The organism is Corynebacterium glaucum, assembly GCF_002287505.1.
Lineage (GTDB): Bacteria > Actinomycetota > Actinomycetes > Mycobacteriales > Mycobacteriaceae > Corynebacterium > Corynebacterium glaucum.
The window spans coordinates 670,976-697,302 of the sequence record NZ_CP019688.1; the positions used below are offsets into that span (position 1 = coordinate 670,976).

26 protein-coding genes and 1 rRNA gene are annotated in these 26,327 nt (G+C 63.1%); 16 read left to right on the top strand and 11 right to left on the bottom strand.

The genetic code is table 11. The features are described from left to right. Positions 1-109 precede the first annotated feature (109 nt). A 5S ribosomal RNA gene (gene rrf / locus CGLAU_RS03265) occupies positions 110-227 on the top strand. Positions 228-355: 128 nt separating this feature from the next. Further along, positions 356-1,480 (top strand): MFS transporter, encoded by a 1,125-nt coding sequence (locus CGLAU_RS03270; protein ID WP_095659462.1) that lies wholly within the window; start codon positions 356-358, stop codon positions 1,478-1,480. Positions 1,481-1,493: 13 nt separating this feature from the next. On the opposite strand, the gene CGLAU_RS03275 is transcribed toward CGLAU_RS03270, so the two are convergent. Together CGLAU_RS03275 and CGLAU_RS03280 are read right to left on the bottom strand one after the other, a co-directional pair. Next, positions 1,494-2,147, bottom strand: coding sequence for a DUF3239 domain-containing protein (locus CGLAU_RS03275; protein ID WP_332461822.1), 654 nt, complete (start codon positions 2,145-2,147; stop codon positions 1,494-1,496). 24 nt (positions 2,148-2,171) lie between these two features. Then, a complete protein-coding gene (locus tag CGLAU_RS03280; RefSeq protein ID WP_095659463.1) occupies positions 2,172-3,815 on the bottom strand; it encodes a DNA repair helicase XPB in 1,644 nt (547 codons plus the stop codon). Positions 3,816-3,987: 172 nt separating this feature from the next. On the opposite strand from CGLAU_RS03280, the gene CGLAU_RS03285 reads away from it, so the two are divergent. The 3 genes from CGLAU_RS03285 (at position 3,988) to CGLAU_RS03295 (ending at position 7,882) form a co-directional block, all read left to right on the top strand. Further along, entirely contained in the window at positions 3,988-5,667 is a 1,680-nt protein-coding gene (locus CGLAU_RS03285) for a purple acid phosphatase family protein (RefSeq protein WP_198304994.1), read from the top strand. Positions 5,668-5,786: 119 nt separating this feature from the next. Continuing rightward, positions 5,787-6,665, top strand: coding sequence for an ABC transporter ATP-binding protein (locus CGLAU_RS03290; protein ID WP_095659465.1), 879 nt, complete (start codon positions 5,787-5,789; stop codon positions 6,663-6,665). Further along, complete coding sequence (locus tag CGLAU_RS03295; protein WP_095659466.1) at positions 6,665-7,882, top strand: ABC transporter permease; 1,218 nt, start codon at positions 6,665-6,667, stop codon at positions 7,880-7,882. Before CGLAU_RS03290 ends, CGLAU_RS03295 begins: the two co-directional genes overlap by 1 nt. Here CGLAU_RS03295 and CGLAU_RS03300 read toward each other — a convergent pair. After that, positions 7,869-9,932 (bottom strand): helicase-associated domain-containing protein, encoded by a 2,064-nt coding sequence (locus tag CGLAU_RS03300; protein ID WP_095659467.1) that lies wholly within the window; start codon positions 9,930-9,932, stop codon positions 7,869-7,871. The two genes, CGLAU_RS03295 and CGLAU_RS03300, sit on opposite strands and share 14 nt — an antisense overlap. A 52-nt stretch (positions 9,933-9,984) precedes the next feature. Here CGLAU_RS03300 and CGLAU_RS03305 point away from each other — a divergent pair, with 52 nt between their 5' ends. Further along, positions 9,985-10,179: a hypothetical protein gene (locus CGLAU_RS03305; RefSeq protein ID WP_095659468.1), complete on the top strand. Its 195-nt coding sequence runs from the start codon at positions 9,985-9,987 to the stop codon at positions 10,177-10,179. Positions 10,180-10,257: 78 nt separating this feature from the next. Here the strand turns inward: CGLAU_RS03305 and CGLAU_RS03310 are convergent, their stop codons facing one another. Next, positions 10,258-10,989, bottom strand: coding sequence for a resuscitation-promoting factor Rpf1 domain-containing protein (locus CGLAU_RS03310; protein WP_095659469.1), 732 nt, complete (start codon positions 10,987-10,989; stop codon positions 10,258-10,260). A 374-nt stretch (positions 10,990-11,363) separates the two neighbouring features. On the opposite strand from CGLAU_RS03310, the gene CGLAU_RS03315 reads away from it, so the two are divergent. After that, complete coding sequence (locus tag CGLAU_RS03315) at positions 11,364-11,747, top strand: cold-shock protein (RefSeq protein WP_095659470.1); 384 nt, start codon at positions 11,364-11,366, stop codon at positions 11,745-11,747. 24 nt (positions 11,748-11,771) lie between these two features. On the opposite strand, the gene CGLAU_RS03320 is transcribed toward CGLAU_RS03315, so the two are convergent. Continuing rightward, positions 11,772-12,284 carry a DUF2771 domain-containing protein gene (locus CGLAU_RS03320; RefSeq protein WP_095659471.1) on the bottom strand — a complete coding sequence of 171 codons (513 nt, stop codon included), beginning with the start codon at positions 12,282-12,284 and terminating at the stop codon, positions 11,772-11,774. A 10-nt stretch (positions 12,285-12,294) separates the two neighbouring features. After that, positions 12,295-13,089, bottom strand: a complete 795-nt coding sequence (locus CGLAU_RS03325; protein WP_095659472.1) for a glutaminyl-peptide cyclotransferase — start codon at positions 13,087-13,089, stop codon at positions 12,295-12,297. A gap of 48 nt (positions 13,090-13,137) precedes the next feature. On the opposite strand from CGLAU_RS03325, the gene CGLAU_RS03330 reads away from it, so the two are divergent. Next, positions 13,138-13,836 carry a DUF3027 domain-containing protein gene (locus CGLAU_RS03330; RefSeq protein ID WP_095659473.1) on the top strand — a complete coding sequence of 233 codons (699 nt, stop codon included), beginning with the start codon at positions 13,138-13,140 and terminating at the stop codon, positions 13,834-13,836. A gap of 6 nt (positions 13,837-13,842) precedes the next feature. Here CGLAU_RS03330 and CGLAU_RS03335 read toward each other — a convergent pair whose 3' ends face one another. Then, a complete protein-coding gene (locus CGLAU_RS03335) occupies positions 13,843-14,226 on the bottom strand; it encodes a VOC family protein (RefSeq protein WP_332461823.1) in 384 nt (127 codons plus the stop codon). Positions 14,227-14,328: 102 nt separating this feature from the next. On the opposite strand from CGLAU_RS03335, the gene CGLAU_RS03340 reads away from it, so the two are divergent. Beyond that, entirely contained in the window at positions 14,329-14,925 is a 597-nt protein-coding gene (locus tag CGLAU_RS03340) for a TetR/AcrR family transcriptional regulator (protein WP_095661010.1), read from the top strand. Here the strand turns inward: CGLAU_RS03340 and CGLAU_RS03345 are convergent, their stop codons facing one another. Next, positions 14,926-15,642 (bottom strand): 3-phosphoshikimate 1-carboxyvinyltransferase, encoded by a 717-nt coding sequence (locus CGLAU_RS03345; protein WP_157731248.1) that lies wholly within the window; start codon positions 15,640-15,642, stop codon positions 14,926-14,928. 128 nt (positions 15,643-15,770) lie between these two features. Here CGLAU_RS03345 and CGLAU_RS03350 point away from each other — a divergent pair, with 128 nt between their 5' ends. After that, a complete protein-coding gene (locus tag CGLAU_RS03350; RefSeq protein WP_415877143.1) occupies positions 15,771-17,249 on the top strand; it encodes an NCS2 family permease in 1,479 nt (492 codons plus the stop codon). Positions 17,250-17,258: 9 nt separating this feature from the next. Beyond that, positions 17,259-18,071 carry a TrmH family RNA methyltransferase gene (locus CGLAU_RS03355; RefSeq protein WP_095659476.1) on the top strand — a complete coding sequence of 271 codons (813 nt, stop codon included), beginning with the start codon at positions 17,259-17,261 and terminating at the stop codon, positions 18,069-18,071. A gap of 9 nt (positions 18,072-18,080) precedes the next feature. Here CGLAU_RS03355 and CGLAU_RS03360 read toward each other — a convergent pair whose 3' ends face one another. The 3 genes from CGLAU_RS03360 to serC are packed head-to-tail and all read right to left on the bottom strand — an operon-like array spanning position 18,081 to position 21,077. Then, positions 18,081-18,944, bottom strand: coding sequence for a DUF6928 family protein (locus CGLAU_RS03360; protein ID WP_232507178.1), 864 nt, complete (start codon positions 18,942-18,944; stop codon positions 18,081-18,083). 30 nt (positions 18,945-18,974) lie between these two features. Then, entirely contained in the window at positions 18,975-19,895 is a 921-nt protein-coding gene (gene sepH / locus CGLAU_RS03365; protein WP_095659477.1) for a septation protein SepH, read from the bottom strand. Between the two features lie 54 nt (positions 19,896-19,949). Beyond that, positions 19,950-21,077, bottom strand: a complete 1,128-nt coding sequence (serC, locus tag CGLAU_RS03370) for a phosphoserine transaminase (RefSeq protein ID WP_095659478.1) — start codon at positions 21,075-21,077, stop codon at positions 19,950-19,952. 254 nt (positions 21,078-21,331) lie between these two features. Between serC and CGLAU_RS03375 the strand changes: the two genes are divergently transcribed. The 5 genes from CGLAU_RS03375 (at position 21,332) to CGLAU_RS03395 (ending at position 26,253) form a co-directional block, all read left to right on the top strand. Beyond that, the gene (locus tag CGLAU_RS03375) at positions 21,332-22,627 is read left to right on the top strand and encodes a citrate synthase (RefSeq protein WP_095659479.1); all 1,296 of its coding nucleotides are present in this window, start codon (positions 21,332-21,334) and stop codon (positions 22,625-22,627) included. Between the two features lie 153 nt (positions 22,628-22,780). Further along, positions 22,781-23,140 (top strand): FKBP-type peptidyl-prolyl cis-trans isomerase, encoded by a 360-nt coding sequence (locus CGLAU_RS03380; protein ID WP_095659480.1) that lies wholly within the window; start codon positions 22,781-22,783, stop codon positions 23,138-23,140. Positions 23,141-23,152: 12 nt separating this feature from the next. After that, positions 23,153-23,980: an aldo/keto reductase gene (locus tag CGLAU_RS03385; protein ID WP_095659481.1), complete on the top strand. Its 828-nt coding sequence runs from the start codon at positions 23,153-23,155 to the stop codon at positions 23,978-23,980. 338 nt (positions 23,981-24,318) lie between these two features. Further along, positions 24,319-24,597 carry a DUF485 domain-containing protein gene (locus tag CGLAU_RS03390; protein WP_095661012.1) on the top strand — a complete coding sequence of 93 codons (279 nt, stop codon included), beginning with the start codon at positions 24,319-24,321 and terminating at the stop codon, positions 24,595-24,597. A gap of 6 nt (positions 24,598-24,603) precedes the next feature. Continuing rightward, positions 24,604-26,253, top strand: coding sequence for a solute symporter family protein (locus tag CGLAU_RS03395; protein ID WP_095659482.1), 1,650 nt, complete (start codon positions 24,604-24,606; stop codon positions 26,251-26,253). Positions 26,254-26,327 lie beyond the last annotated feature (74 nt).

The window sequence follows — 26,327 nt, forward strand, 5'->3', positions numbered from 1 at the left end:
ACAAGCAGACAAAACCTGCACCGCAACGCGTCCATTCTCCGGTATCTGACACACCACACCACCCCAACCAACACGGGGCACACACGGTGTGGCCAACAACCAAAGATGTGTCGGTAGTTGATAGCGGCGGGGAAACGCCCGGACCCATTCCGAACCCGGAAGCTAAGCCCGCCCGCGCCGATGGTACTGCACCCGGGAGGGTGTGGGAGAGTAGGTTACCGCCGACCCAACAACTTCACATTAGATGTAGCGACCGGTTACCCACCAGCCTTATGGTAGGTAACCGGTCGCTTACGTTTCTGCCCCGACGACAAGTCAGCGCCCTTGCTACGTCTCGAGGGGTATTGTGCCTTCCATGCGTCGTCATGCTCTGCAAACAAAGATGGTCTACCTCGGTGGGTTCGTCGGGCCTTTCGCAGCGCAATCGATGATTGCCGTTATCCCCGATATTGGCATCACCTTCGGAAAGACCGTGCAGGAAGCAGCGTTCGCGGTCAGTGCATACATGATCCCGTTTGCAACGACGATGCTGTTCTCAACGGCGCTAGTGCGGAAGCTGCCGCCGCACCTCGTTGTACGCGCAGCGTATGTGGCGACAGTCATCGGCTCACTCGTCTGTTTTGTTGCGGACTCGTGGCCGGTATTCATCACCGGGATTGTCATCATGTCGCTGTCTAACGCGTTCACACTCCCGGTTCTACAGGTCATACTCCGCGAGATCATCCCTCCTGACCAGCTCGGGCAGGCCCTCGGTACGTATTTCGCGATGCAATCGCTCGGCAATTGCGCGGCTCCGCTCATTGCAGGTCTCGCGTCGATTATGAACTGGCAGCTGATGTACGTAGCGGTGATGGCGATCTCGCTCGCAATGGTTCTCGTCGGCGTGCCACCTGTAGCCCCGGTGCCGAAGGAACAAACGCAGACGCGGGCCGCGATCCGCCCAATGATCGTGCACGTCCTCACCATCTTGGCGGTTGGTATGGGTATTATCGGCATGGGCGCGGTGCTGACAATCCACCTCAAAGGCGTCTTCGGCATGCCGGCATCCTCACGTGGGTTCGTCATCATGGTGGGCGGCTTGGCCGCGTTCTTCGTTGCAAGAAAGATCGGGGCGCTTGTCGACGACTACGGGGCACTGCGCATCCTCACCATTACCGCCATTGCCGCGGCGGTGAGCATCGGTGTCATTCCGATCTTGCCGTCGCCCATCATCATCGCCGCGTTCTGGGCAGTGGCCTTTGTCTCCGCCCAAGGGATGCAAACCACGGTGACTTACTCGGTGTTGCGGATGCCTGGGGGAGCGTCGTTCAACTCAACCGTCTTAGCGTTCCGCTTCTTCGGCCTCGCGCTGACTCCGATTCTCATCCTCCCCATCTACTTCCAATCCTCGGTTGCGGGGTTCGCTCTTCCTGCGGCGTGCTTGCTTGCAGCGCTTGGGCTGCAGTGGACGCAACGCCGCCAGTGGTTGCAGCTGGCGTAGGACAAAAGTAAAGCTACAGGACGGTGAGTGACTTCTTCGACGCCTCGATGAGGTCGCTGTTCTTGCGTGCGCGTTCGAGGGTGTTCCACTGATCCTGGGGGATGGACTTCCTCGCCTGAGCGATCACATCCTCATCGGGAGTCGCCCACGCGATCGGCATTGGGGTGATCGTCTGCCAGTGGGCTTTGTCGTGGTTGGAGCGCTGGGCGCCAACCGCAGTGACTGGCACCTTCGTGCCAATGGAGTCTTTGGTGTTGGGGATGGGGCGGACTACCTGGGAAGTGATGGCCCACTTCGGTGGCAACTCGGGATCCACGTTCGCGTTCACTAGTGCGGTCAGGGTGAGCGTCGTGCCGACGTTTTCGGTGATGATTGCCGGGGCGAGCGGGTGGGCGTCGTAAAGCTCTTGTGCCTTGCCGACGGAACGGGGGATGACAAGCGCAACCACCAGCATCATCACCCCGAACAGGCCCAGGCCGAGGGAGCCGAGAAGTCGCCAGGGTGAGGCGGGATCGACCAGGAACCAGATGAGGACGGCGGCGATCAAGCTAAGTACAAATAGGGCAATGCCGGAGATGACGAGGTTCTTCGTGTTGCGCAGCATCTCGTTGTGCTGCTTCGCGTACGCCTCGTCAACATCGAACTTGAACACCTTCATCGCACTCATGGGTTTGAGTGTATCGGGCGGGGGTTAGAGGTCTGCGGCGTCTACCAGCCTGTAGGCATAGCCCTGCTCCGCCAGGAAGCGCTGCCGGCGCTGCGCGTACTCGGCGTCGAGGGTGTCGCGGGCGACGATCGTGTAGAACAGCGCCTCCGAGCCGTCCGCCTTCGGGCGCAGCAGCCGGCCGAGCCGCTGCGCCTCCTCCTGGCGCGAGCCGAACGTGCCGGAGACCTGGATGCCCACAGCAGCTTCAGGCAGGTCGATAGAAAAGTTCGCCACTTTGCTGACGACGAGCGTGGACAACTCCCCGCTGCGAAAGGCATCGAACGTCCGCTCTCGGGATTTCGTCGTGGAAGAGCCGTCGATAAGCGGGGCCCCGATGTGTGCGGCGATCTCCTCGAGCTGCTCGACGTACGCACCGATGATGAGGGTCTGCTTGCCCGCGTGCTGGCGGAGGATGCTCTCGAGCGCGCTGAGTTTGGATTGGCTGCAGGCGGCGATGCGGTAGCGCTCGCGGGTTTCGGCGGTGGCGTAGAGCATGCGTTCTTCGGCAGTGAGGGACGTGCGAACCTCGACGCACTCGGCGGTGGCGATAAAGCCGGCGGCCTCGAGCTCCTTCCAGGGCGCGTCGTAGCGCTTCGGCCCGATGAGGGAGAAGACGTCGTCTTCGCGGCCGTCCTCACGCACGAGCGTGGCGGTGAGGCCGAGGCGGCGGCGCGATTGCAGGTCCGCGGCCATCCGGAAGACGGGAGCGGGGAGGAGGTGGACTTCGTCGTAGATGATGAGGCCCCAGTCGCGCGAATCGAACAGCTCGAGCGCCTTGTACTCACCCTTGGTCTTGCGCGTGACCACCTGGTACGTCGCGATGGTGACGGGGCGGATCTCCTTTCGCTCGCCGGAGTATTCGCCGATCTCGTCTGGTGTGAGCGAGGTGCGGCGCAGCAGTTCGTCGCGCCACTGGCGCCCGGCGACGGTGTTGGTCACCAGAATCAGCGTGGTGGTTTGCGCCTGCGCCATCGACGCCGCGCCCACGATGGTCTTGCCGGCGCCGCAGGGCAGAACGACAACGCCGGAACCGCCCTCCCAGAACGACTGGGTGGCGTACTCCTGGTAGTCGCGCAGGTGCCAGTTGCCGCCGGCGGTGAGCTCGATCGGGTGGTGCTCACCGTCGACGTAGCCGGCGAGATCCTCGACCGGCCACGCGAGTTTGGTCAGCTCCTGCTTGATACGTCCGCGCTCAGACGGGTGGACGGGCACCGTGACTTCGTCGATCGGGGTACCGGTGAGCGGGGTGATCTTCTTGCTACGCAGGACCTCGGTGACGATCTCCGGCTCCTCGGCTTCGAGGATCAGTCCGTGAGCTGGGTGCTTCACCAGCTTCAACCGCCCGTAGCGCGCCATGGTCTCTGCCACATCGATCAGCAAGGATTGCGGCACCGGGAATCGGGAGTAGCGCTCGAGCGTATCGACGGCCTGTTCAGCGTCGAACCCAGCCGCTCGCGCGTTCCACAGCGCGAGCGGCGTGACGCGGTATGTGTGCACGTGCTCCGGGGCGCGTTCCAGTTCCGCGAACGGTGCCAGGGCAGCGCGTGCCTCATCAGCCTTTGGGTGGGCGACCTCCAGGAGCACCGTTTTGTCGGACTGGACGATCAGAGGGCCGTCGCCAAGCGCCATGCATTTGCTCCTTTTTGCTGGTGATTTGCGATGTGAGCTTACGCTGCGGGGGCGTGCTTCCCCGAATCGCGCGAGCTGTTGCAGGGTGCTGAGAGCGGGCTTAGCATGGCGTTTAGGCAGGCTGAAGAACAACTGTCATCCGCACACCCCACCTCCCAGGAGTTTCTTCGTCATGCGCACCCGTTTCCTTACCGTCTCCCTCGCGGCCGCCGTCGCCGTGTCCGGTCTCACCGTCCCTGTTGCTTCCGGCCAGGAGCAGCAGCAGGGGGCTCCAATCACCGCCACGAACGAGTACATCCAGAACAACTACATCAATAAGTTCTTGCTGCCGACGAAGAAGCCGGAGAATGTCATCCTCCAGGCTGGTGCGTCCGAGTCCACCGTAATGCTGAACTGGGTCACCGAGGCTGGTGTTGAGGGCCAGGTCGTTCGCATCCGTGAGGCTGGCCAGGCAAACGATGCAGCTCGTACTGTTTCCGCTACGGCCACGAACGAGACGGTTTCGGTTACCGAGGGCGACCCGCGCAAGATCACCCCGGTGCTGACCGAGGTCACTGCCCACAAGGTCACCGTTGACAACCTCAAGGAGAACACCGAGTACACCTACTCGGTTGGTTCTGAGGCTGACGGCTGGTCTGAGGAATTCACCTTCAACACCGGCACCTACGGCGACAGCTGGAACTTCCTGCACTTCGGCGACGTGCAGGTTTACTCCAACAAGGAAGAGTTCCAGGACCAGGTCGCTGGCTGGACCAACACCGTCGACCAGGCCACCACCAAGTTCCCGCAGACCTCTTTCCTGCTTTCCGCAGGCGACCAGGCCAACCACTCCTCGCTGCAGGAGCACGCGGGCTTTATGTCTCCCGATGCAGTGCGTGAGTACCGCACCGTGGTCAACATGGGTAACCACGACCGCTACCACGCGCCCACGTACGAAGCCGTCTACAACCGTCCGAACATCGAGGACGAGAACTACTGGTTCACGTACAACAACGCGCTGTTCGTTTCGCTGGACTCCAACGACTGGAAGGACTTCGACGACGACGTTGCGTTCCTGCGCAAGGTGGTCAAGGAGCAGGGCGCTGACAAGGACTGGGTCATTCTGACCTACCACCACGCGACCTTCTCACAGGCCTACCACCAGGAAGACCGCAGCATCATGTACTGGCGTGAGCGCATGACCCCGGTGTTCTCTGAGCTCGATGTGGATTTGGTCCTGGGCGGCCACGACCACATCTACACCCGTTCCTACCTCATGGAGGGCCACAACCCAGTCGACACCGGTCGCGAAGCCAAGATCGGCGAGACCGTGGCTAAGCAGCCGGGTCAGGTGCAGTACGTCACCTCGAACTCTGCTTCCGGTTCGAAGTACTACCAGTTCTTCGACTTCAAGAAGGGTGAGCGTGACGAGGATACGAAGCACGAGTTCGGCCAGACGGTCAACGACAAGACCATCCGCACCTACACCGCGTTCTGGGAGCAGAAGGAGAACCCGAACTACTCCAACGTTGCGGTGACCAAGGACGGTCTGAAGGTTTCCACCTTTGACACCGTAACCGGCGAGACGGTGGATGAATTCACTCTGACCCGCGCGGGTGTGGGCCAGCCGCAGGATCCGAAACCGGCCGACCCGAAGCCGCAGGACCCGAAGCCGGCCGACCCGAAGCAGGACGGCAGCGCTTCCTCCTCCGACAAGAACACAGACAAGAACAAGGATGACAACGGTTCGTCGCGCAACGCTGGCATTGCCGTCGGCGTGATCGCAGCGATCGCTGCAGTGCTCGGCGGCATCTTCTTCGCCGCTCAGCAGAACCTCTTCGCGGCGCTGAACCAGTTCCTGCCGAAGATGTAGCACCTCTTTCCGCCAAGCGTTCACCGCACCTTCAGCGTCGGCACGTCCGAGCCCGGAGGTGCGGTTGCGTTGTTCAGGTACCCGCCTCCTGTACCGTAACTGCGAAGGAGGTCATACCTATGGCAACAATCGAGATCCGCGACCTGCACAAACGCTTCGGCGAAGTCCAAGCCCTGGACGGCATGAGCTTCAGCGTCGCCGATGGAGAGATGTACGGCTTCGTCGGCTCGAACGGCGCCGGCAAGTCCACCACCATGCGCATTGCACTCGGGGTGCTCACAGCAGACTCCGGCGAGGTGCTTCTCGACGGCCACCCGCTCGACCAGAGCTCCCGCCGCCGGATCGGCTACATGCCGGAGGAGCGCGGACTCTACGGCAAGGAGAGAATCCTCGAGCAGCTGGTCTTCCTGGCCAAGCTCCACGGTGTCGACGGCGCCGCCGCGAAGCAGCGGGGAAGTGAGCTCCTCGAAGAACTGGGCCTCGCCGAGCGTCAAAACGACAAGCTCGACGACCTCTCGCTCGGCAACCAGCAGCGCGTCCAGCTCGCAGCCAGCCTCATTCACGACCCGGACATCCTCATCCTCGACGAGCCATTCTCCGGCCTTGACCCCGTCGCAGTCGACGTGATGAGCACGATGCTCACCAACCGCGCTCGCGCGGGAGTGCCCGTGATCTTCTCCTCGCACCAGCTCGACCTGGTTCAGCGTCTCTGCGACCGCGTCGGCATCGTCGCGCGAGGCAGCATGGTCGCAGAAGGCACCGTCGCCGAGCTCCGCGCCCGCGGCCCGGTTCGATTTCGGGTCGGCACCTCAGCAAGCGGTTGGCTGCCCGAGGGCACATTGCTTATCGACGGCTCCGCTGCCCACGCCATCGTAGAAACATCAACCCCCGACGATGACCAACGCATCCTCCACGCCGCACTTGCTGCCGGCCCTGTCCATGAGTTCACCCGTGTCGTGCCTGATCTCGCCGACCTGTTCAAGGAGGTTGTGCAGTAATGCCTGCGAACACCAACGTTGTCAAGCCGTACTCGCCGATGCACACGGTGCTGACCACCGCGATGCGGGAGATCCAGTTTCTGACGCGCTCCAAGGGCGTCATTTTCACGCTCGCGATCACGCTGATTGCGATTGTGGCGCTCACGGGTTTCGGCACGTGGCAGAAAAACAAGAACGACGACGCCGAGGCACCTGCAATTGCCGCGGTCAATATGGACACACAGCTGCTCGCCGACGCCGGCTACGACGGCCGCGCGGCAGCCGACCTGGATGAGGCCGTGCAGATGGTGCGAGACGGCGATGTCGAGGCCGCCGTGGTGGTCGACGATTCGCAGTGGCAGGTCATCTCAGACGGATTTCCCCCTGCTGACATCATGGCCGGCATCGATGGGCTTGCCGACACCTATGCGCGCACCGCGGCGCTGACTGAGCTCGGGGTGTCGCCAGCCGAATACGAGGCCGCCGCGCCGCAGATCGATGTCGTTGCCGTTGACGTCGATGAAGCCGCGGGCGACGAAACCGACTCGGAGGATTCCTTAGCCCGCTTGTTCACTACCTTGATCGCGCTTTCAGTGGTCGTGCTCTCCGTGATCACCTTCGCAGCGCAGGTAGGTAGCCGTGTCACCGAAGAGAAGTCGTCTCGTGTCATCGAGCTGATCTTGTCCTCTGTCCGCCCGCTCGATTTCCTCGCCGGAAAGCTCCTGGGCGCGCTGGCCTACGGATTCCTTGCCACCTCATTCCTTATTCTCGTTGGTGCCGTCAGCATGCGGGCCACCGGACTATTAGACGGCGTCGACTTTGACTGGTCGGTCTTCCCGATCCTGCTGGTCGCGTGGCTACTCGGAATGCTGTTCTTCGGCGGCCTCTACGCCGCTGCCGGCGCGATGGTGCAACGCACGGAGGACCTGCAATCAACCCAGATGCCGATCCTGCTGCTCCTGATGGCAAGTGCCTATGTCCCGGCGTTCGGATGGTCGGCAACCGACACGACGTGGATGCAGGTCATGAGCTGGATCCCGCCGTTTTCCATCTTCGCCGCGCCGCTGTCCTACGCGGCCGGAGATTTCACTGCAACGCAGCTGCTGGGGTCGTTCGCCCTCGCCACCGTGGTTACGGTGATCGTCGTGTGGCTTGCCGCGCGGGTGTACCAGCGCACCATCCTCAACAACGGGCGCGTGACCAAGTGGTCGGAGGCACTGCGGATCAAGCAAGCGTGACGCGCGTGATCCTGGGCAAGGCGATGCGCACTACTCGCTCCGTCGCTTCGTCTAGCGCGTCGACCTGTCCCGCGTTCACCGACAGCGGCAGGACCGTCAGCGTGCGTCCTCGCCCGCTCTTGTCCACGTAGCCGAGGGTGACGTGTCGCCGGCCCCGCGCCGCTGCTCGCAGGGTCTCCAGCGTGTCGCTTTGCTCCGCGGGTGCTGAATCCTCGGTCGCGCCGGAGCGGAGGGTTTCAACGATGCGGTCCCGCTGCGCCGGATCGACGGTTCGCGGACGGGGGAGCGTGGACGGGGTGGCCGGCACCAGCGATGGCTCGGGGGCCACGTTGAGCTCGATGCCCTGAGCGTCTTCCGCAATCGGCTGCAGGCCCGCTTCTCGCAGCGCAGCAATCAGCTGCCCGAGCGGGAGTTCGGAAACCGCGACAGTCGGGGCAAGCACACGCAAGCCGCACTGCTGCGCGGCGGTAGCGATCAGCGCCTCGTCGTCGCTGCGCACATAACTCAGCGCACTGCCCGCACGGATCGAGCCGTGGGTGCGCGCGACATCGTCAATCAGGAAGCTAATCCCTTGCGGAACCTCGCCGACCACGTGCTCAGCCAGCCAATCATGCATCTGGGCACTGGTCAGTCCACTATCAAGGGCATTGCGTATCGACGCCTCGGTCACACGCCATACACTTGCCAGTCCCGGGGATTCTAAGTCGGCGATTCGCTCGATGAACCGCGCAGCTTCCGGGGTGAGCGGGCCGGGTGCGAGCACGGTCATATCCGCTTGGGCTATGACGTAGCCGACTTCGTCGGGAACGAGGTCCTTGGCAGCGGCGGCGACATCACTGCCGTCAAGCAGGGCAGTCGCCGGAGACGACGGCACGTGCTGGGCGAGCGCGCCGACGGCCTGGCCCTCGGCAACCACGGCGTCGATAAGCGCGTCGCGCATGCCGGATGCTGCCAGCGGGGCGTGGAAGAGGAGCTGTTGCATCTCTCCGCCGTGGCGCAGGATCGTGGCCCGGGCATGGCGAAGCTCTGGCACGTGGCTCTCCGCGGACAGAAGCTTGTGGCCGGTGTCGATGCGCCACGGAGAGGCGACCCAGCCCGCGAGGAGCACAGCCCACTGGTCCGACAGTGTGGCATCCAGCCAACTGAGCGCGTCTCGGGTGGCAGCGAGGACGTCTGCATTGTCGACGCTGCCGCGGCCGATCAAGCCTGCCGACTCGCCGATCGTGATCAGCAACGACGGATCGAAGCCGAGCTCCTTTTCCAAGGCGGCCAGCACGCGGACGCCGACGGTGCCGTCTTTGTTCAACGCGACCGGGCGTGCCAAGAGCGCTGTGATGAGCTGCCGCAACTGTCGCACCGCTTCTAGACCTTGGCTCGCAGCTATTTCGTTGACCTCAGCAAGATCCGCCTCCGGTAACGCGGGCGGCTCGGTGGGAAAGATGCGCGGTCGATGCCCAGCGAGCACGTCGCGGATGGGCCGGGGGAGACGCACGGTGCTGGAATCGGCGCGTACCAAAAACCCAGCTGCTATCAGGCGAGCGACGGGGGTGTCCGGGTTGGCGTCGGTAGCAGCTGACTTAGTAGTGCCGACGCCGCCGGCGTTCGCGAGCGTTTCCAGTACCTGACGTTCACGCGCGGGCAGGGCGGCCAGGCGCGCTTCGAGGTCATCCGGGGCGGTGTCGCTGATTCGCCACCCCGGCGGCAATGCCGACAACGTGCCCGGTGCAATCCGAACCGCGGTATCCGGGCCGTACACCAGCGCGCGCTCCCGCAGGCGGGTGAGGTTGCCGGGTAGGGCGTCCGGCCGCTCGCCGAGTGACGCGTCGACGGGGTCCAACTCGGCGCCGGCGTCTGCGAGGCGCTCCAACGCTCTCAGGTCAGCCGCGTTGAGGGAACGCAGCGCGAGCGCCACCGACCCCGGCAGCGATAAGCGGGTGGCCAAGGACCCGAGTGAGGGTGGGGTAGGGAAGAAGGCGTCGGGGCGTGCGTCGATAAGCAATTTGAGCTCTTCTTCTGAGAGCTCGGTGAGTGCTTGGGTGAACGTAGACATTTCGCGCTCATGTTACGTGCGTTTTGCCAGCGAACGTGAAACAATGAGCAGCATGGCAAAAGAAGCAGAGAAGATCGGCCGCGCGAACCCGGCGTGGCCCACGCACGTCCCCGGTAACGGCCACCCTGTGACCGAGATTTCCTCGAAGCTCACTGGCGCGAACAGCCCGTTCGGCAACGAACTGGTGCTGCCGATGCCGCCGGAGCAGACCGGCTACGTGCACACCACGACGCGCATCAACAAGTAGCTTCGGGTCTCACCCTCAAAGCAAAGCACCGGCTCCCCTCGGTAGGGGACCCGGTGTTTTTGCGTTTGTGTAACTGGCTTACGCCTGGGTGCCGCGGGCCTTGGCGGCGTAGCGAGCTGCCTCAGCGATTGCAGCCTGAGCGTCGCCAATCAGGACAGCCTCGATCAGGGTCTGGTTCTGCTTGTAGAACGTGCCGTAGTCGTAGCGGTTGGCTGCGTAGGTGTCCTGCACGAACTGCGGGACCGCGATGCCGTAGCGCTGCAGTGCGGCGGTGAGCTCGCTGTAGAGCACGTCCACAGCTTGTGCAGCTGCCTCGCGCGGATCGACCGGAGCCTCGGCCTCAGAGGACTCGGCCGGTGCGGAGTACTCTGCCGGAGCTGAAGACTCAACCGGTGCGGAGGACTCGACCGGAGCCGAAGCCTGTGCAGCCTGGTGGTCGCGGTTGGTCGGTGCAGAGTTCAGGCCCAGGCGAGCGGAGCAAGCCGGCCATGCGCCCCAGCCCTGGCCTGCGAGGGTGCGCTCAGCAACGATGATCTGCTGCTCGCGGGTTGCCTGGTGAGCGTACGGTGCGAACTCGCCGCCGCCGTATGCGCGCCAGGTGGAAGCGGAGAACTGCAGGCCGCCGTAGTAGCCGTTGCCGGTGTTGATGTTCCAGTTGCCGCCAGCCTCGCACTGCGCCAGACGGTCCCAGTCGGAATCAGGAGCGGCCGCTGCCTGCGGAGCCAGGACGCCGGTCATCGCAGCGGTCGCTGCGACGCCTGCGAACGTCTTCTTGGTCATCGAGGTGGTCTGCTTGGAGTGGCGTCCCATCGAAAGTTCCTCTCGTGTTCACCGCCTCCGCTTCGCGCAGGGTGTGGGCGAAGCGCTCCCTCCCAGTGAAGTTGTTTGCTGTCAAGTCGTCTTGCTGCTCACGGCGACGGGGCTGGGAAGGATGAAGCGTGCACCCCTTGCCGCATTGCGGGACAGCCTAACGGTTTATAACGATTTAGTCACGCACGGAGCACAAAATAGGTGAACAATGTCCGATTGGCCGCCTACCGGGCGAGTGCTTTAGCGCCATTTCTGCAGGTATAGGGCAGAAACTACAACTAGGGTGATCTGTGTCACACATTCGCGCTTTGTGGGTACGTCGAGGTGGGATAGTAGACTCCTAGATTTCTAGATTGTGCACAGGAGGTTTGGCCATGCCTATTGGAAAGGTGAAGTGGTACGACGCGGACAAAGGATTCGGTTTCGCGTCGAATCCAGGTGAAGAGGACGTTTTCATCGGAAAGAACGTGCTTCCCGACGGCGTCGATGAGCTCGTGGCCGGCCAGCGCGTCGAGTTCGACTTCGCCGCCGGCCGCCGCGGCCCGCAGGCGCTGCGCGTCAAGGTGCTCGACACTCCGAAGCGCCGCCCCACGCACCAGCGCAAGCCGGAAGAGCTGGGCAGCATGCTCGCCGATGTCATGACGATGATCGAGACCCAGATCCAGCCGGCACTCACCGCCGGGCGCTACCCGGACCGCAAGGAGTCGCGCCAGGTCGCCGAAATCTTGCGCGCCGTTGCCAAGGAGCTCGACGCTTAACGACGGCTTGCGTTCGGCGACGCTCTATTCAAACCCGACCGACCACGTGGCGATGACCGGGATCTCTTCTCCCGCATCGTCTACGTCTACGCCAAGGGCGGAAACCTCGCCCACCACCAGCCGCGCGCCGGTATCAGTGACGGCATCGGCGTTGTACTGCGCTGCTTCGCCGGAGGTAAAGACGACTTCGTTGTTCGCGGCCGGATCGTCGTAGATCAGCAGCATCCGCCAGCTCAGTGCTGCGATTTCGTCGGGGACTTTGAAGGTGACCTCGTCGGAATCCAGCGACATAGTCGGGGGAGTGCCGCCGGTGCACTCCTCGTCGAGCTCGCAGACTGTGTACGGCTCGATCTCGCGCGTCTCGCCTGCCGAGCTCACCTCAATGCGGATGTCGCTCGCCGGGGTACCCGGGCGGGCGCTTTGCCACTCCATGAACATGTACACGGCGGCAACGAGGACGAGTGCCGCCATCGCGATGAGCGCGATCTGGTTCCAATTTTGGGTTTTCTTGCCCGCTGCGCGCTTGGTGTCAGACATGGTGAGAAGTCTAGCGAGGCACAAATGCCACCCGGTACATGTCCGGCCACCGCTTGCCGGTCAGGTAGAACTCGTCGGTTCCCGGAATGTGCGCGATGCCGTTGAGCACGTTGTTCGGATCGGCGACAGCGTTATTCGGCACGTCGGAGGCGTCGATCACCGCGGTGACGCTGCCCGTGTCGGCGTCGATGCGGACGATGTCTGTGGTGGTGAAGATGTTGGCGTACACCTCATCGCCAACGCACTCGAGCTCGTTGAGATCTTCCACGGGCTTGCCATCGAGCTCAACGGTGAAGCGTTCGCGTTCTTCGAAGGTGCGGGGGTCCATGCGGCGCAGTTCTGCCGAGCCGTCGGAGAAGATCACCTCATCGGCGTCCTCCCGGTAACAAATGCCCCAGCCTTCGCCTTCGTACGCCACCCGCTCGAGCTCTTCAAGCGTTTCGGCATCGCGGCGCATGGCGACGCCTGCTTGCCAGGTCAACTGCCACAGTGAATCGTCGACAAGCGTGATGCCCTCCCCGAAAAACTCCGGGTCGATGTCTTTGGAGACAAGCTCTGCGCCGTCGAGTTCGCGGCGGTAGATCCGTGATTCGCCGTGCTGGCCGGTGCCGACAACGAGCGTGCCGTCAGGGGCCACCTCGAGGCCCTGGGTGAAGCTGGTGTCGTCGAAGTCGTAGCGTTCCTGCACCACCGCCGTCAGCTCCTCGGGGGAATCAGACGCGATGTTGGTGCTGCACGCACTGGCGGCCAACGCGACGGCAGCTGTGGACGCGGCGAGGATGCGACGCAGAAGACGGTGAGCCATGCCCACCATCTTGCACCACCCAGATTGCAGGCAACGCATAATAGGAGGGTGTCTGATCCGAAGAAGCGTTCACGCAACCGCTCGCGCCGCCGGCCCGCGGCGCAGTCGACCCTTCTCACTCCGGAGGCCGTAGCCGTCGCTCTCGAGGGCCTAGAAGAGGTTGCCGACGACGACGAGATTGGCGAGCACGTCGGTGTCACGGGACTGAGCGCGAACGTGGCCACCCACCGCTTCGAAGCGACCGTGCCGGGGTATGCCGGGTGGGAGTGGAACGTAGTCGTGGCCTGCGCTACCGGCTCCGACGTGGTCACCATTAACGAGGTTGCGCTCGTGCCCGCCAACGGCGCGCTTGAAGCGCCGGACTGGGTGCCGTATTCCGAGCGCTTGTTGCCCGGCGATCTCGGCCCCGGCGACATCATGGAGCTTGCGCCGGGCGACCCGCGGGTCACGGAAGACTCGTTCTCCCGCCACGCGATTACCTTCCCCGGGCGTGAGACGAAGCGCTACCTCACCGAGCAGGGCTTGACCGAGGCGGAGAAGCGCTGGCGCACCGGAGAGTACGGCCCGAACAGCGAGTTCGCGGAAAAGGCGACGCTGCACTGCCGCAGCTGTGCGTTCTACCTGCCGATGGGGGAGCCGGTCGGCGACAACTTCGGGGTGTGCACCAACGAGTTCTCGGCCGACGGGCACGTTGTGGCGGCGTCGTACGGATGCGGTGCCCACTCGGACACGACGGTGGCGGACTAGCTCCGGCTACTTGGCCGAGTCGGCGTACGCAGCCTGAAACTCCTGGCTCGGATCGATGGGTTCAATTACGTCTACTAGCACGTTATCTGGCCCGATCAGAATGAAGTGGCGCTGCCCAAACGCTTCATCACGAAGCTCGAGGGCGGTGTCCAAGCCTCGGGTGGCGACAAGGTCTGTGTAAACCGCGTCAGCATCATCCACCTCGATGTTGAAGAGGATGCCTGCTGGTGCGCTTGAGTAACCGGTTGGGATCGTCTCGTGGTGCTGGTCAAGGATGGCCAGCTCAAAATCACCGTGGCGAAGACTCGCGTACCAATCGGAGCTGAATGTGGGTTCGAAGTTGAAGTAGTCGACGTAAAACTTTGCGGCTTGGGCAACATCGTTCGACATCAGGACAGGGTAGGTGCTTGTAATGACCACGGACACTCCTTAACGTACGGACTGTATGTATCGGGTTCCACTATACATACAGCATGTACGTAAGGAGAGATGATGGCGAGATCTACTGCGGAGGAAACGCAACGAACCCGCGAGCGGGTGTTGCAAGAAGCGCAGGCACAATTTGCAGCCCGCGGATATGCCGGTGCCTCGCTCGAAGAGATTGCTACACGCGCTTCGGTGACCCGGGGAGCTGTCTACCACCACTTCACCAACAAAAGCGGTTTGTTCCAGGCGGTGATGGGTGCGCTCCAGTCACAAGTTGCGGCAGAAGTTCGGCAGGCGGCCGAGAACACAGGGCCCGATGCAGAAGCGAGGCTGCGCGCTGGTTGCCACGCTTTTGTAGATGCCATTACCGAGCCCTCCCGGCTACGCATCTTGCTCGTAGAGGCTCCGTCTGCGGTGGGGTGGCGAGCCTGGCGAGAAGCTGACGCAGCGAACTCGGAGGTCCTCTTGCGGGGCGGCCTCAGAGAATGCGGCGTCGACGCGGCACTAATTGACGCGTACGTGGTCCAACTTTCGGGTGCCATGAATGAAGCGGCGCTTTGGATCGCGGACCAGAGAAATTCGGCAGAAAGTAGAACGAAGTCACATCGCGTGCTCGATGCGGTGTTGGACTCGGTACAACTAGCCTGCAACGGGAGAGAATAGTCACACCGTCGCTGCGCTGCGGCGCCGCACCTCGTTCACCTCGCGGTGCGAGGGGACGCCGTGGCGGTCGAACAGCAGGCGCGCCGGGCGCTTCGTGCCGTACTCGATCCACGTATCCACTAGCCGCGCTCCGTAGACCGGGTCGATCACCCACACCTCGCGGTCCATCAGATCGCCGCGGTCGAAGCCGCGCGGCTCTTCGACGATCTCCACGCCTTGGTGGCCGAGCAAGTCGAGCACGCTTTCCAGCGCGATTGAGTGAGCCGTGTCCGGGTGGGAGGAAACGCGCACTCGACCAGGCTCGACAACCAAAAGCGGGTACATGATGGCGGAAATGACGCGGGACGAGGCGTCGACAAGCAAGCCCTCATGAGCCCCGAGCTGTGCCAACTGGGACTGCTGCCACCCGACATCCGGGCCGAACGTGCCGGGTTCGAGCCGCTCGTCGGGGATGGGAAGTGAGTGCACCGTGATTTCTGACGGTGCTGGAGCGAGCGGGCGAAGCGCGAGCGACGGGGTGCCGCTACGGACTTCGAGCACTCCGCGCCGGGTGCCGGAGACTCCCGCGATGGTGATGCGCAGCCGCTGCAGGTCCGCCACAGACACACCGAGTTTCCGAAGCGCTGGGATGTAACGGTCCGCATCCGTCAACGCCCCCTCCGTTACGGCGAAGTTGAACAGTTCCACTGCGTCCTTCCCGGTCCTTCCCGCGGTCATTTTCAGCGCCCTAACAGTATCTGTATTTGGAAAACCACCACCCGGGTGCCAGTCTATGACAGGTATTGGGCAGATAATCCCAATGCCCATCCAACGTTTCATTGCACAGCAAAGGGCCTTGATTTCCTGTGACTACACGACACGTGCCCGCGCCCGAACAGGGCGCGCCCGCCGAAACCGCGCCGACCGGTGGACTCGACCGATTTTTTCACATCACTGAGCGCGGCTCCACCGTCGGGCGCGAGATCCGCGGCGGTGTGGTCACCTTCTTCGCGATGGCCTACATCGTGCTGCTCAACCCCCTGATCATCGGCACCAGCCCCGACCGCGAAGGCACCGTGCTGGGCATCCCGCAGGTCGCCGCCGTCACGGCGCTGGTTGCCGGCGTGATGTGCATCCTCTTCGGTGTGATTGCGAAGTACCCCTTCGGCATCGCGACCGGTCTGGGGCTGAACACGCTGGTGGCCGTGACACTGGTGGGGCAGCAGGGGCTGACCTGGCCTGAGGCTATGGGCCTGGTGGTCATTGACGGCATCATCATCTGCATCCTGGCCATCACCGGCTTCCGCACCGCCGTGTTCAACGCCATCCCGAACTCGATGAAGGTGGCCATGAGTGTGGGCATCGGCATGTTCATCGCCATGATCGGGCTTGTCGACGCCGGCTTCGTCCGCCGCGTGCCGGACGCCGCGATGACCACCGTGCCGGTCCAGCTCGGCTTCGAGGGCTCCATCGCGTCTTGGCCCACGCTCGTGTTTGTGATCGGCCTGATCATCTGCGGCTTCATGGTGATCCGCAACATCCCCGGCGGGCTGTTCATCGGCATCATCGCCACCACCATCATCGCCATGATCGTCGAGGCTGCCACCGGCACCGGGTCCTCGGCGGACGACCCGCACGGCTGGTCGCTTGCCGTGCCGCGCCTGCCGGAGTCTTTCGGGGGTGTGCCGGATCTCTCCCTGGTAGGCAACGTCGATCTGATCGGCGCCTTCATCAACGCCGGTGCGATTGCCGCCTCGCTGATGGTGTTCACGCTCGTGCTGGCGAACTTCTTCGACGCCATGGGCACTATGACCGCGCTTGGCCGCCAGGCTGAGCTGGCAGATGAGAACGGCAACCTGCCGGACATGAAGCGCGCCCTGGTGGTCGAGGGCTTCGGCGCCGTCGCTGGTGGTTTCGCCTCCAGCTCCTCCAACACCGTCTACGTCGACTCCTCCGCCGGTATCGCCGACGGTGCCCGCACCGGCCTGGCCAATGTGATCACCGGGCTGCTCTTCCTCGCGGCGATGTTCCTCACCCCGCTCTACGAGATCGTGCCCATCGAGGCCGCGGCACCCGTCCTGGTCGTCGTCGGCGCGCTGATGATGATGCAGGTCGGCTCGATCGAGTGGGAGAAGTTCCACGTTGCGCTGCCGGCCTTCCTCACCATCGTGGTCATGCCGTTCACCTACTCCATCGCCAACGGCATCGGCGTCGGCTTCATCGCCTTCACCGTCATGGCTGTTTTCGCAGGCAAGACCAAAGACATCCACTGGATTATGTGGCTCATCTCAGCTCTGTTCGTGGTCTACTTCGTCCAGGGCCCGTTGCTCGCCGCGCTCAGCTAGGAGCAATTTTTGCTTATCGACGACCCCTTGGACCCCCGCCTCGACGACATCCGTGACCTGAAGCATTCGGATACGGAAAAGGGGCTGGTGTATGGCGAGGGCCCGCTGGTGTGCGAGCGCCTGATTGCGTCGCGCTTTCCAGTGCGCGCCGTGTTTGGGTTCGGGGGCCGTCTCGCTACGTTTTTGGAGTCCCACGGCGAGGATCTCGCGCGACGCGACATCCCCGTCTACGAGATAACCCGCGAGATCATGGGCCAGGTCGCCGGCTACGACATGCACCGCGGCCTGCTCGCGTCCGCCGACAAGCCTGATCCGATGGAGGTGGGAGAGGTCATCGATACCGCCCGCACTGTCGTGGTGCTCGAGGGCGTCGGCGACCACGAGAACATTGGCGCAATCTTCCGAAACGCCGCCGGCATGGGCGTTGACGGCGTGCTGTTCGGCGCGAGCTGCGCCGACCCCCTCTACCGCCGCAGTGTCCGCGTCTCGATGGGGCACGTACTGCGCACCCCGTTCGCGCACCTCGACGGCACGCCTACCACGTGGCAGCGCAGCCTTGCGCAGCTTCAAGACGCCGGTTTCCATGTCGTCGCGCTCACCCCGGCGCACGATGCGGTCGAACTGAAAGACGCCGTGCGCGACCCCGACACCGGCGAGCAGTACGACAAGATCGCGTTCCTTGTCGGTGGGGAAGGGCCAGGGCTCACTGAGCACGCGATGCGCGCCGCTGACGTGCGGGCGCAGATTCCGATGGCACCCGGCACCGACTCGCTCAATGTAGCGACATCCGCTGCCATCGCGTTCTACGAGCGCATGCGATAGCCCTGGAACTTACCGGTCCGAGTTGCGCAGGCGCTCCTGCAGCGAATCCTTCGCCTGGCCGAGACGGCGCCGCAGGCTCCGGCCAACACGGCGCGCGGCAGCGACGGAGGCGTCGGCGAGCTCTGCGAATTCGTTGCCCTCGTCGGTGTCGCCGGCAGCTTCGTAGTCGTCGTATGCCTTGTCCTTCTCGGCGAACTTGACGGCGACCTCGTTGACGGTCTTGGTCTTCTTTTCCTGTTTCTTGGCAATCTTCGGCTCGGGCCTGCCGTCGATGGCGTAGCCCACCACGTGCACGTCGGGCCCGCCGGCACCCGGCTCGAGGTCAATCCCGATCCAGTTCTTCTGCGCCTCCCGCACCAGATCCTTCGGCTCAAACGGCAAGGTGATGCCGCCGAGCTGCTCGGCCTTCTCACCGGCCCAGTACGGCGCCTCGAACGGCTCGGGCAGACCGATATCTTCCAGCACCTGCTCGCGGGTCGCCGTCAACGAGCGCCGCAGATTCTCGCCGACGTAGTGCGCAAAGCCTGCGTAGTCGGAGTCGGTGCCCTCCGCGAACATGTACGTTTCCGCCGCGGGCAGCGCCTCTCGCAGATAACCCACGGTTTCGGTGAGCTTTTCCGAGTCGGCCACAAAGGTCTGCACTACGGCCACACCGGGGTAGCCGGCGATGTAGAACTCGTCGCGGCCCGGTTTGGAGGACCGGTTGAGCGGGAACTCGCCAATCGGAGTGATCGGCCAAGTCGGGTTGATCTGGGCCAGCAGTTTGCGGCCGAATCCACGGTCGGCCTTGGGTTCTGCGTCCAGCACCGAACCGGGATCTGCGGTGGTGACAAACCAGAAGGTGACAATCGCCGGGTAGCTAATCGTGTGCATGCGGTTGGGCTCCTCTTACTCCCCGCTGGGTCAATCCCGTGGCCGTTTGGTGTTGGTGCGTACCCCTAAAAGTACGTCCTCCCAGTGAGGGGTAACGGCCTTCCGCCGACGTTTCTGCGGGTGCTGCTGTTCATCCGGGTAGCGCAGGAACTCACCCTCGGCGATCTCATCGGCCGAGTCCTCCCGCACCTCATCAGCTGGCTCCAGGTCAGCTTCAGGCTCGGGGGCATGCGTATCGACGGCAGTGAGCGAGCGCACTGGCTGCACAAAGTCTGGGTCGGTCAGATCCGCGGCAACCGCGTTGCGGGCTTCAGTCGTCGCACCCGAACCCATCTGGCGAGTGTACGACCACACTGCCTCGTTCTCGCTCAACCCGGCTGTCCAGCGCACATGGACAACCCAGGCGTCCCCAGGTTCACGGGTGGCGTCCCAGGTTGCGTCGGACAACGAGTGGCCGCGGGCGGCAAACGCAGAAGCCAAAATCTCAAACAGTGTGAGCTTCGCAGGGCCGTCCTCACGCAGCGGGTGCGACTGCTTCGCTGCCTCCGCTACCTGGGCCCGCTCGAGCAGCACTGGGTGCGCGTACGGCTCGACGCGGCTTTCCGCCACCCCCATCTCTTCGGCGAGCTCCGCTGCGCTCGCGCCTGCGCGAACGCGTGCCTGTATTTCGTTGGGGCGCATGGAAAGCGCGGTGGCGTAGAGCGGATCAGGCTCGGGGAGTGCCCGCTCCTCGACGGGTGCTGCCGGTTCGGGCGCTTCTACTGCCTCGGTGTCATCGCCCGCGCTGGCGTAGGGAAATTCGAGCTGGTTCTTGTCCGCTTGCTCTCCGCGCAGCTGCTCGAGGATGGGATCCATCTCGGCGCGCGCAAGCTGGTAGCGAACGCCATCGGCGTCAAACAGTACGAAGAATGTTTCCGTCGATTCCTCTTCGCTGAGGTACAGCTCGCGCATAGTACTCCTTTAAGCCGGGCACAATTGCGCCCAGCTTAACGCACGAGCTTGCGTTTACTTCGCGCCCACGCCCTGCTCGAGCAAGTAATCAACCGCGCTCGTGAGCTTGGTGATGTCCGCTTCATCGATGGCGGGGAACATGCCGATACGCAGCTGGTTGCGGCCCAGCTTGCGGTACGGCTCAATGTCCAGCACGCCGTTCTCGCGCAGCGCCTTGGCCAGCTCAGCGGCGTCGATGGATTCGTCGAAGTCGATCGTGCCAACCACGAGCGAACGAGAAGCAGGCTCCGCCACGAACGGGGTTGCGTGGGCGTGGTTGTCGGCCCAGCCGTAGAGCGCCTCCGCGTTCGCGGTGGTGCGTGCGACCATGCCGTCGAGCCCGCCGTTATCGTTCATCCACTCGACCTGGTTGGCGAGCATGAGCAGCGTCGCCACCGCAGGGGTGTTGTAGGTCTGGTTCTTGCGTGAGTTGTCCACTGCAGTCTGCAGGTCCAGGAACGCCGGGATGAAGCGGCCAGACTCCTTGATCTTCGCGATGCGCTCGATCGCCGCCGGGCTCATTGCTGCAAGCCACAGACCGCCGTCGGAGGCGAAGCACTTCTGGGGCGAGAAGTAATAAACATCGGCTTGTGCCATCTCGACGGGCAGTCCGCCGGCCCCGGAGGTGGCGTCGATAAGCACGAGTGCCTCGGTGTTGGGGCGAGTGACGGGCACCATTGCGCCGGTGGACGTTTCGTTGTGTGCCCAAGCCACGACATCGGCGTCGGTGCCGTCGAGCTGGCTTGGCTGGGGCGCGGTGCCGGGTTCTGCTTCAACCACCTGCGGTGCGTCGAGCCACGGGGCCTGCTTCGAGGCCTTGGCGAACTTGCCGGAGAATTCGCCGAAGCTCAAGTGGGCCGACTTGTTCTCGATGAGGCCGAAGGTGGCAGCGTCCCAGAACGCGGTGGCACCGCCGAGGGAGAGCACGATTTCGTAGCCCTCGGGGATGTTAAACAGCGCGCTCAGCCCCTCGCGCACGTTGCCCACCAAGTCCTTGACTGCCGGCTGGCGGTGCGAGGTGCCGATGATTGCTGCCCCATCAGCGATTGCGTCCAGCTGGGCCGGGCGAACCTTGGACGGGCCGCAGCCGAAACGGCCGTCGGCGGGAATCAGGTCGGAGGGGAGGGTGGGATACGCGCTCATAGGTATAAACTTCCTTGCCGTGCTAGCCGTGGGGTCGTGCTGGAATGGGCTCAATATACCGCACGGGAAACTGGCGCTGACCAAGGATTATTGGTCCACTTTTTGTGGCCCGTCTCAACAAGGTGCACTTGTGTCGCCCGTGTCACAGGATTTGTTACTATGGCGATTGGAATTTCCGGGCTTTGGCCACCGCTGCATGGTTCGACCGTAGCGCGCCAGCTCGGATTACTTACGACACGCGGAAAGGCTTGACCGTGGCTTCTGAAAACGAAAACAAGGCTGTACTTCACTACCCAGGCGGCGAGTATGAGATGGACATCATGCCCGCCTCGGAAGGTAACGACGGCATTGTGCTGGGCAACTTCCTGGGCGAGACCGGTCTGGTGACCTTCGACCCGGGTTACGTTTCCACCGGTTCGACCGAGTCGAAGATCACCTACATTGACGGTGCAGAGGGCATCCTGCGCTACCGCGGCTACGACATCGCTGACCTGGCGCAGAACTCGACCTTCAACGAGGTGTCGTACCTGCTGATCAACGGTGAGCTGCCGACCAAGGAGCAGCACGACGCATTCTCCGACGACATCCGCCACCACACTCTGCTGGACGAGGATTTCAAGGCCGCGTTCAACGTGTTCCCGCGTAACGCGCACCCGATGGCCGTTCTGGCTTCCTCGGTGAATATTCTCTCCGCCTACTACCAGGACCAGCTGAACCCGCTCGACGAGGAGCAGCTGGACAAGGCCACCGTCCGCCTCATGGCTAAGGTGCCGATGCTGGCGGCGTACGCCTACCGTGCCTCCCGCGGTAAGCCGTACATGTACCCGGACAACAACCTCAACCAGACCGAGAACTTCCTGCGCATGATGTTCGGTTACCCGACCGCAGAGTACGAAGTTGACCCGGTGCTCTCCAGCGCAATGGAGAAGCTCTTCATCCTCCACGCTGACCACGAGCAGAACTGCTCCACCTCCACCGTGCGCATGATCGGCTCCGCGCAGGCCAACATGTTCGTGGCCATCGCCGGCGGCATCAACGCCCTGGCAGGTCCGCTCCACGGCGGTGCAAACCAGGCTGTGCTGGAGATGCTCGAGGACATTAAGAACAACCACGACGGCGACGCCACCGACTTCATGAACCGCGTGAAGAACAAGGAAAAGGGCGTTCGCCTGATGGGCTTCGGCCACCGCGTGTACAAGAACTACGACCCGCGCGCTGCCATTGTGAAGGACACCGCTCACGAGGTGCTCGAGCACCTCGGCGGCGACGAGCTGCTGGACCTCGCGCTCAAGCTCGAGGAGATCGCGCTCAAGGACGACTACTTCGTTCAGCGCAAGCTGTACCCGAACGTGGACTTCTACTCGGGCCTGATCTACCGCGCGATGGGCTTCCCGACGGACTTCTTCACCGTTCTCTTCGCCATCGGTCGCCTGCCGGGCTGGATCGCCCAGTACCGCGAGCAGCTGGACATGAACACCAAGATCAACCGCCCGCGTCAGATCTACACCGGCTACGAGCACCGCGACTTCGTGCCGATGGACCAGCGCTAACACCGCGAATCCACCACCCCTTGTGGGGCCCGGGAACTGCACCGGACCCCACAGCTGAACCGCCAGAGATGTGCATTCCCTTATACTTCGGGGGACGCCGTCTCGGCGGTTTCTTTTCTACGTCTATGAACTTTCCAAGGAGCGAACGACCACATGGAAAAGCCAACCATTGAAATCCCCCAGGAGCCAGCGCCGGTAGACCTCGTGATCGAGGATCTTGTTGTCGGCGAAGGCGCTGAGGCGGTGGCGGGCGGCTACGTCAAGGTCCACTACCTCGGTGTCACCTACGATTCTGGCAGCGAGTTCGACTCCACTTGGGACCGCGGCGAGGCCGCGGAGTTTCCCCTTGACGGCTTGATCCAGGGCTGGCAAGAAGGCATCCCCGGGATGCGCGTCGGCGGGCGCCGTGAACTCACTATCCCGCCGGAGATGGCTTACGGACCTGCCGGCGGTGGTCACCCGCTCGCAGGTCGTACGCTGGTGTTTGTCATCGATCTGCTCGACGCAAGCTAGGGGAGACTCATAGTGCGCATCCCGGTAACCACGCTTAACGACGGCTACGACTTCCCCTTGTTGGGTCTGGGTACGTACAAGCTCCGCGGAGACGAAGCAGAACGCATCGTCCGCACCGCTATCGAGCTTGGGTACCGGCACATCGACACTGCAGCGCTCTACGAGAACGAAGTAGAGGTGGGTAGAGCAATCAACGCCGCCATCGCTGCCGGCGATGTCAGACGTGAAGAACTGTTCATCACCACCAAGCTGGCTAACGATGATCAGCACCGCGCGGCCGAGGCGTACCAAGAGTCGCTGCGACGCCTCGACCTCGAATTCATCGACCTCTACCTCGTGCACTGGCCGATGCCGCAGCGCGGCACCTACGTGTCCGCATTTGAGCAGATTGCCCAACTGCAGGGTATGGGTCAGCTGCAGTCAGTAGGTGTGGCGAACTTCTACGAGGAGTTGCTGGACGAACTTATCAACGAAACGGGTGTGACCCCGGTGTTGAACCAAGTTGAGCTCCACCTTGGCTTCACCCAGCCAGAGCTGCGTGCTTACCACGATGAGCACGACATTGTGACGGAGGCTTGGGCGCCGCTGGCCCGCGGTGAGAATTTCGACGCCCCCGAACTCGTGGCCGTCGCTGATAGATATGGTGTCACCCCGGCGCAGGTTGCGTTGGCGTATCTGCTTCGCATGGGATGCTCGGTGGTTCCGAAGACTGCGAACCCGCAGCGGCTGGTGGAGAACCTTGCGGCGGTTGACGTGGAACTCGGCGACGATGATGTCGAAGCGCTCGATGCAGTCACGGGAGAGCGCCTCTGGGGCAATCCGCGGACGTTCCCCGATTAAAGGTCGATCTTCACCGTCTCGGAGTCACCGAATAAGCCCGCCGATCCGGCGGGTTTTTCGCTATCTGGGGGGCCATACGGGGGTAGTTCGCAGAACGCACATCTTTGCAGCTCGGCGGGCCTGACGGGGGTAGAAACTACTCGAGTCTCAAATCTGGGTAGGTGAAGATGGCTAGGGAAAATGTGCGGTAGGTTACATTCTTTGTGTTGAGTTACTGGTCTCGCATTGAGCCGGTAATGAGGCGAGTGTTTGTTTCCCTGAGAAGAAAGGACTGAGCCGTGGCTGGACCTACCGCTGCCCCGACACGTCGCGAGCCAACTCCAGACGAGTTCGTCGCGATGCAGCAGAGCCCGGAATTCCAGGAACTGCGCAGCACGTTCCGAGGCTTCACCTTCCCCGTGATGATCGTGGCGTTCATCTGGTACGTGGTTTACGTGCTTCTCGCTACGTTCCTCCCCGAGACCATGGCACGCCCGTTCCTTGGCCTCAACGTCGGTCTTTGGCTGGGCCTCGCTCAGTTCCTCACGACGTTTTTGATCACCTGGATCTACGTCCGCTGGGCGAACGCCAACATCGAGCCGCGCGCGGCTCACATCCGCCAAGAGATGGAGGGGTAAGCAACCATGCAGACTCATCTTCTTGCCGCCGCTGATGCTCCTGCACAGGGTGCCGGCAACCCGATTCTGAACATCGCGGTCTTCGCTGTCTTCATTATTGTCACCCTCTTTGTTGTGACTCGCGCTGGTAAAACCACCAGCGAGGCTTCGGACTTCTACACCGGTGGCGCAACCTTCAACGGCACCCAGAACGGCCTCGCCATCGCAGGTGACTACCTGTCTGCAGCGTCGTTCCTTGGCATCGTCGGCTCGATCGCGCTGAACGGCTACGACGGATTCCTGTACTCCATCGGCTTCTTCGTCGCATGGCTGGTGGCGCTGCTCCTCGTGGCAGAGCCACTGCGTAACGTCGGCCGCTTCACCATGGCAGACGTGTTGTCCTTCCGTCTGAAGCAGAAGCCCGTTCGCGTGGCCGCCGCATTCGGCACCCTCTTTGTGTCGCTGTTCTACCTCATCGCACAGATGGCTGGTGCGGGCTCCCTGGTGTCCGTGCTGCTGAACCTACACACCTTCAGCTCGCAGGCAATCTGTGTTGCTATCGTCGGCGTGATCATGATCATCTACGTCCTGGTCGGTGGCATGAAGGGCACCACCTACGTGCAGATGATCAAGGCCGTGCTGCTCATCGCGGGTGTCGCGATCATGGCCGTGCTGGTGTTTGTCAAGCTGCGCGGCGGCGGCCTCTTCGATTCCGCCATCGAAATGCACGCGGCATCTTCGACCCTGGCTGAAAAGGGTTACGCCGCTGAGGCGATCATGCAGCCGGGCCTGAAGTACGGCGGCACCCTGACGAAGCAGATCGACTTCATCTCCCTGGGACTTGCGCTGGTCCTGGGTACCGCCGGTCTGCCGCACGTGCTCATGCGCTTCTACACCGTCCCGACGGCAAAGGAAGCCCGTAAGTCGGTGACCTGGGCGATCGTCCTCATCGGTGCGTTCTACCTGATGACCCTGATCCTCGGCTATGCAGCCGCAGCATTCGTCGGTCCGGACCGCATCCTCGCAGCCCCGGGTGGCGCGAACTCCGCTGCACCGCTGCTGGCGTTCGAGCTCGGTGGCTCCATCTTCATGGCGCTGATCTCCGCCGTCGCGTTCGCTACCGTGCTCGCCGTGGTGGCTGGTCTTGCGATTACCGCGTCCGCTTCCATCGCTCACGACGTCTACGACGCTGTGCTTCGCGACGGCCAGTCTTCTGAGGCCGAGCAGGTCCGCGTCTCCCGCATCACCGTGGTCGTCCTGGGTATCGTCTCGATCATCCTCGGCATCCTGGCCATGACGCAGAACGTGGCCTTCTTGGTCTCCCTGGCGTTCGCTATCGCGGCGTCCGCGAACCTGCCGACCATCCTGTACTCGCTGTACTGGAAGCGCTTCAACACCACCGGTGCTGTGGCGTCGATCTACACGGGCCTGATCTCCTGCCTGCTGCTGATCTTCTTCTCGCCGGCAGTCTCCGGCGCTCCGTCGGCAATGTTCCCGAACGCTGACTGGTCGATCTTCCCGCTGTCCAGCCCGGGTATTGTCTCCATCCCGCTCGGCTTCCTCGCCGGCATCATCGGCACCTTCATTGGTAAGCCGGACAACTTCGATGAGCTGCAGGCGGAAATGGAAGTCCGCTCGCTCACCGGTGTTGGCGTCGAGGCCCCGGTCGACCACTAAAGGTCCCGCTCTCGCCTCACAACAAAAGTGGCGGCCAGGAGAAATCCTGGCCGCCACTGAGGTGTTTTCGGGGG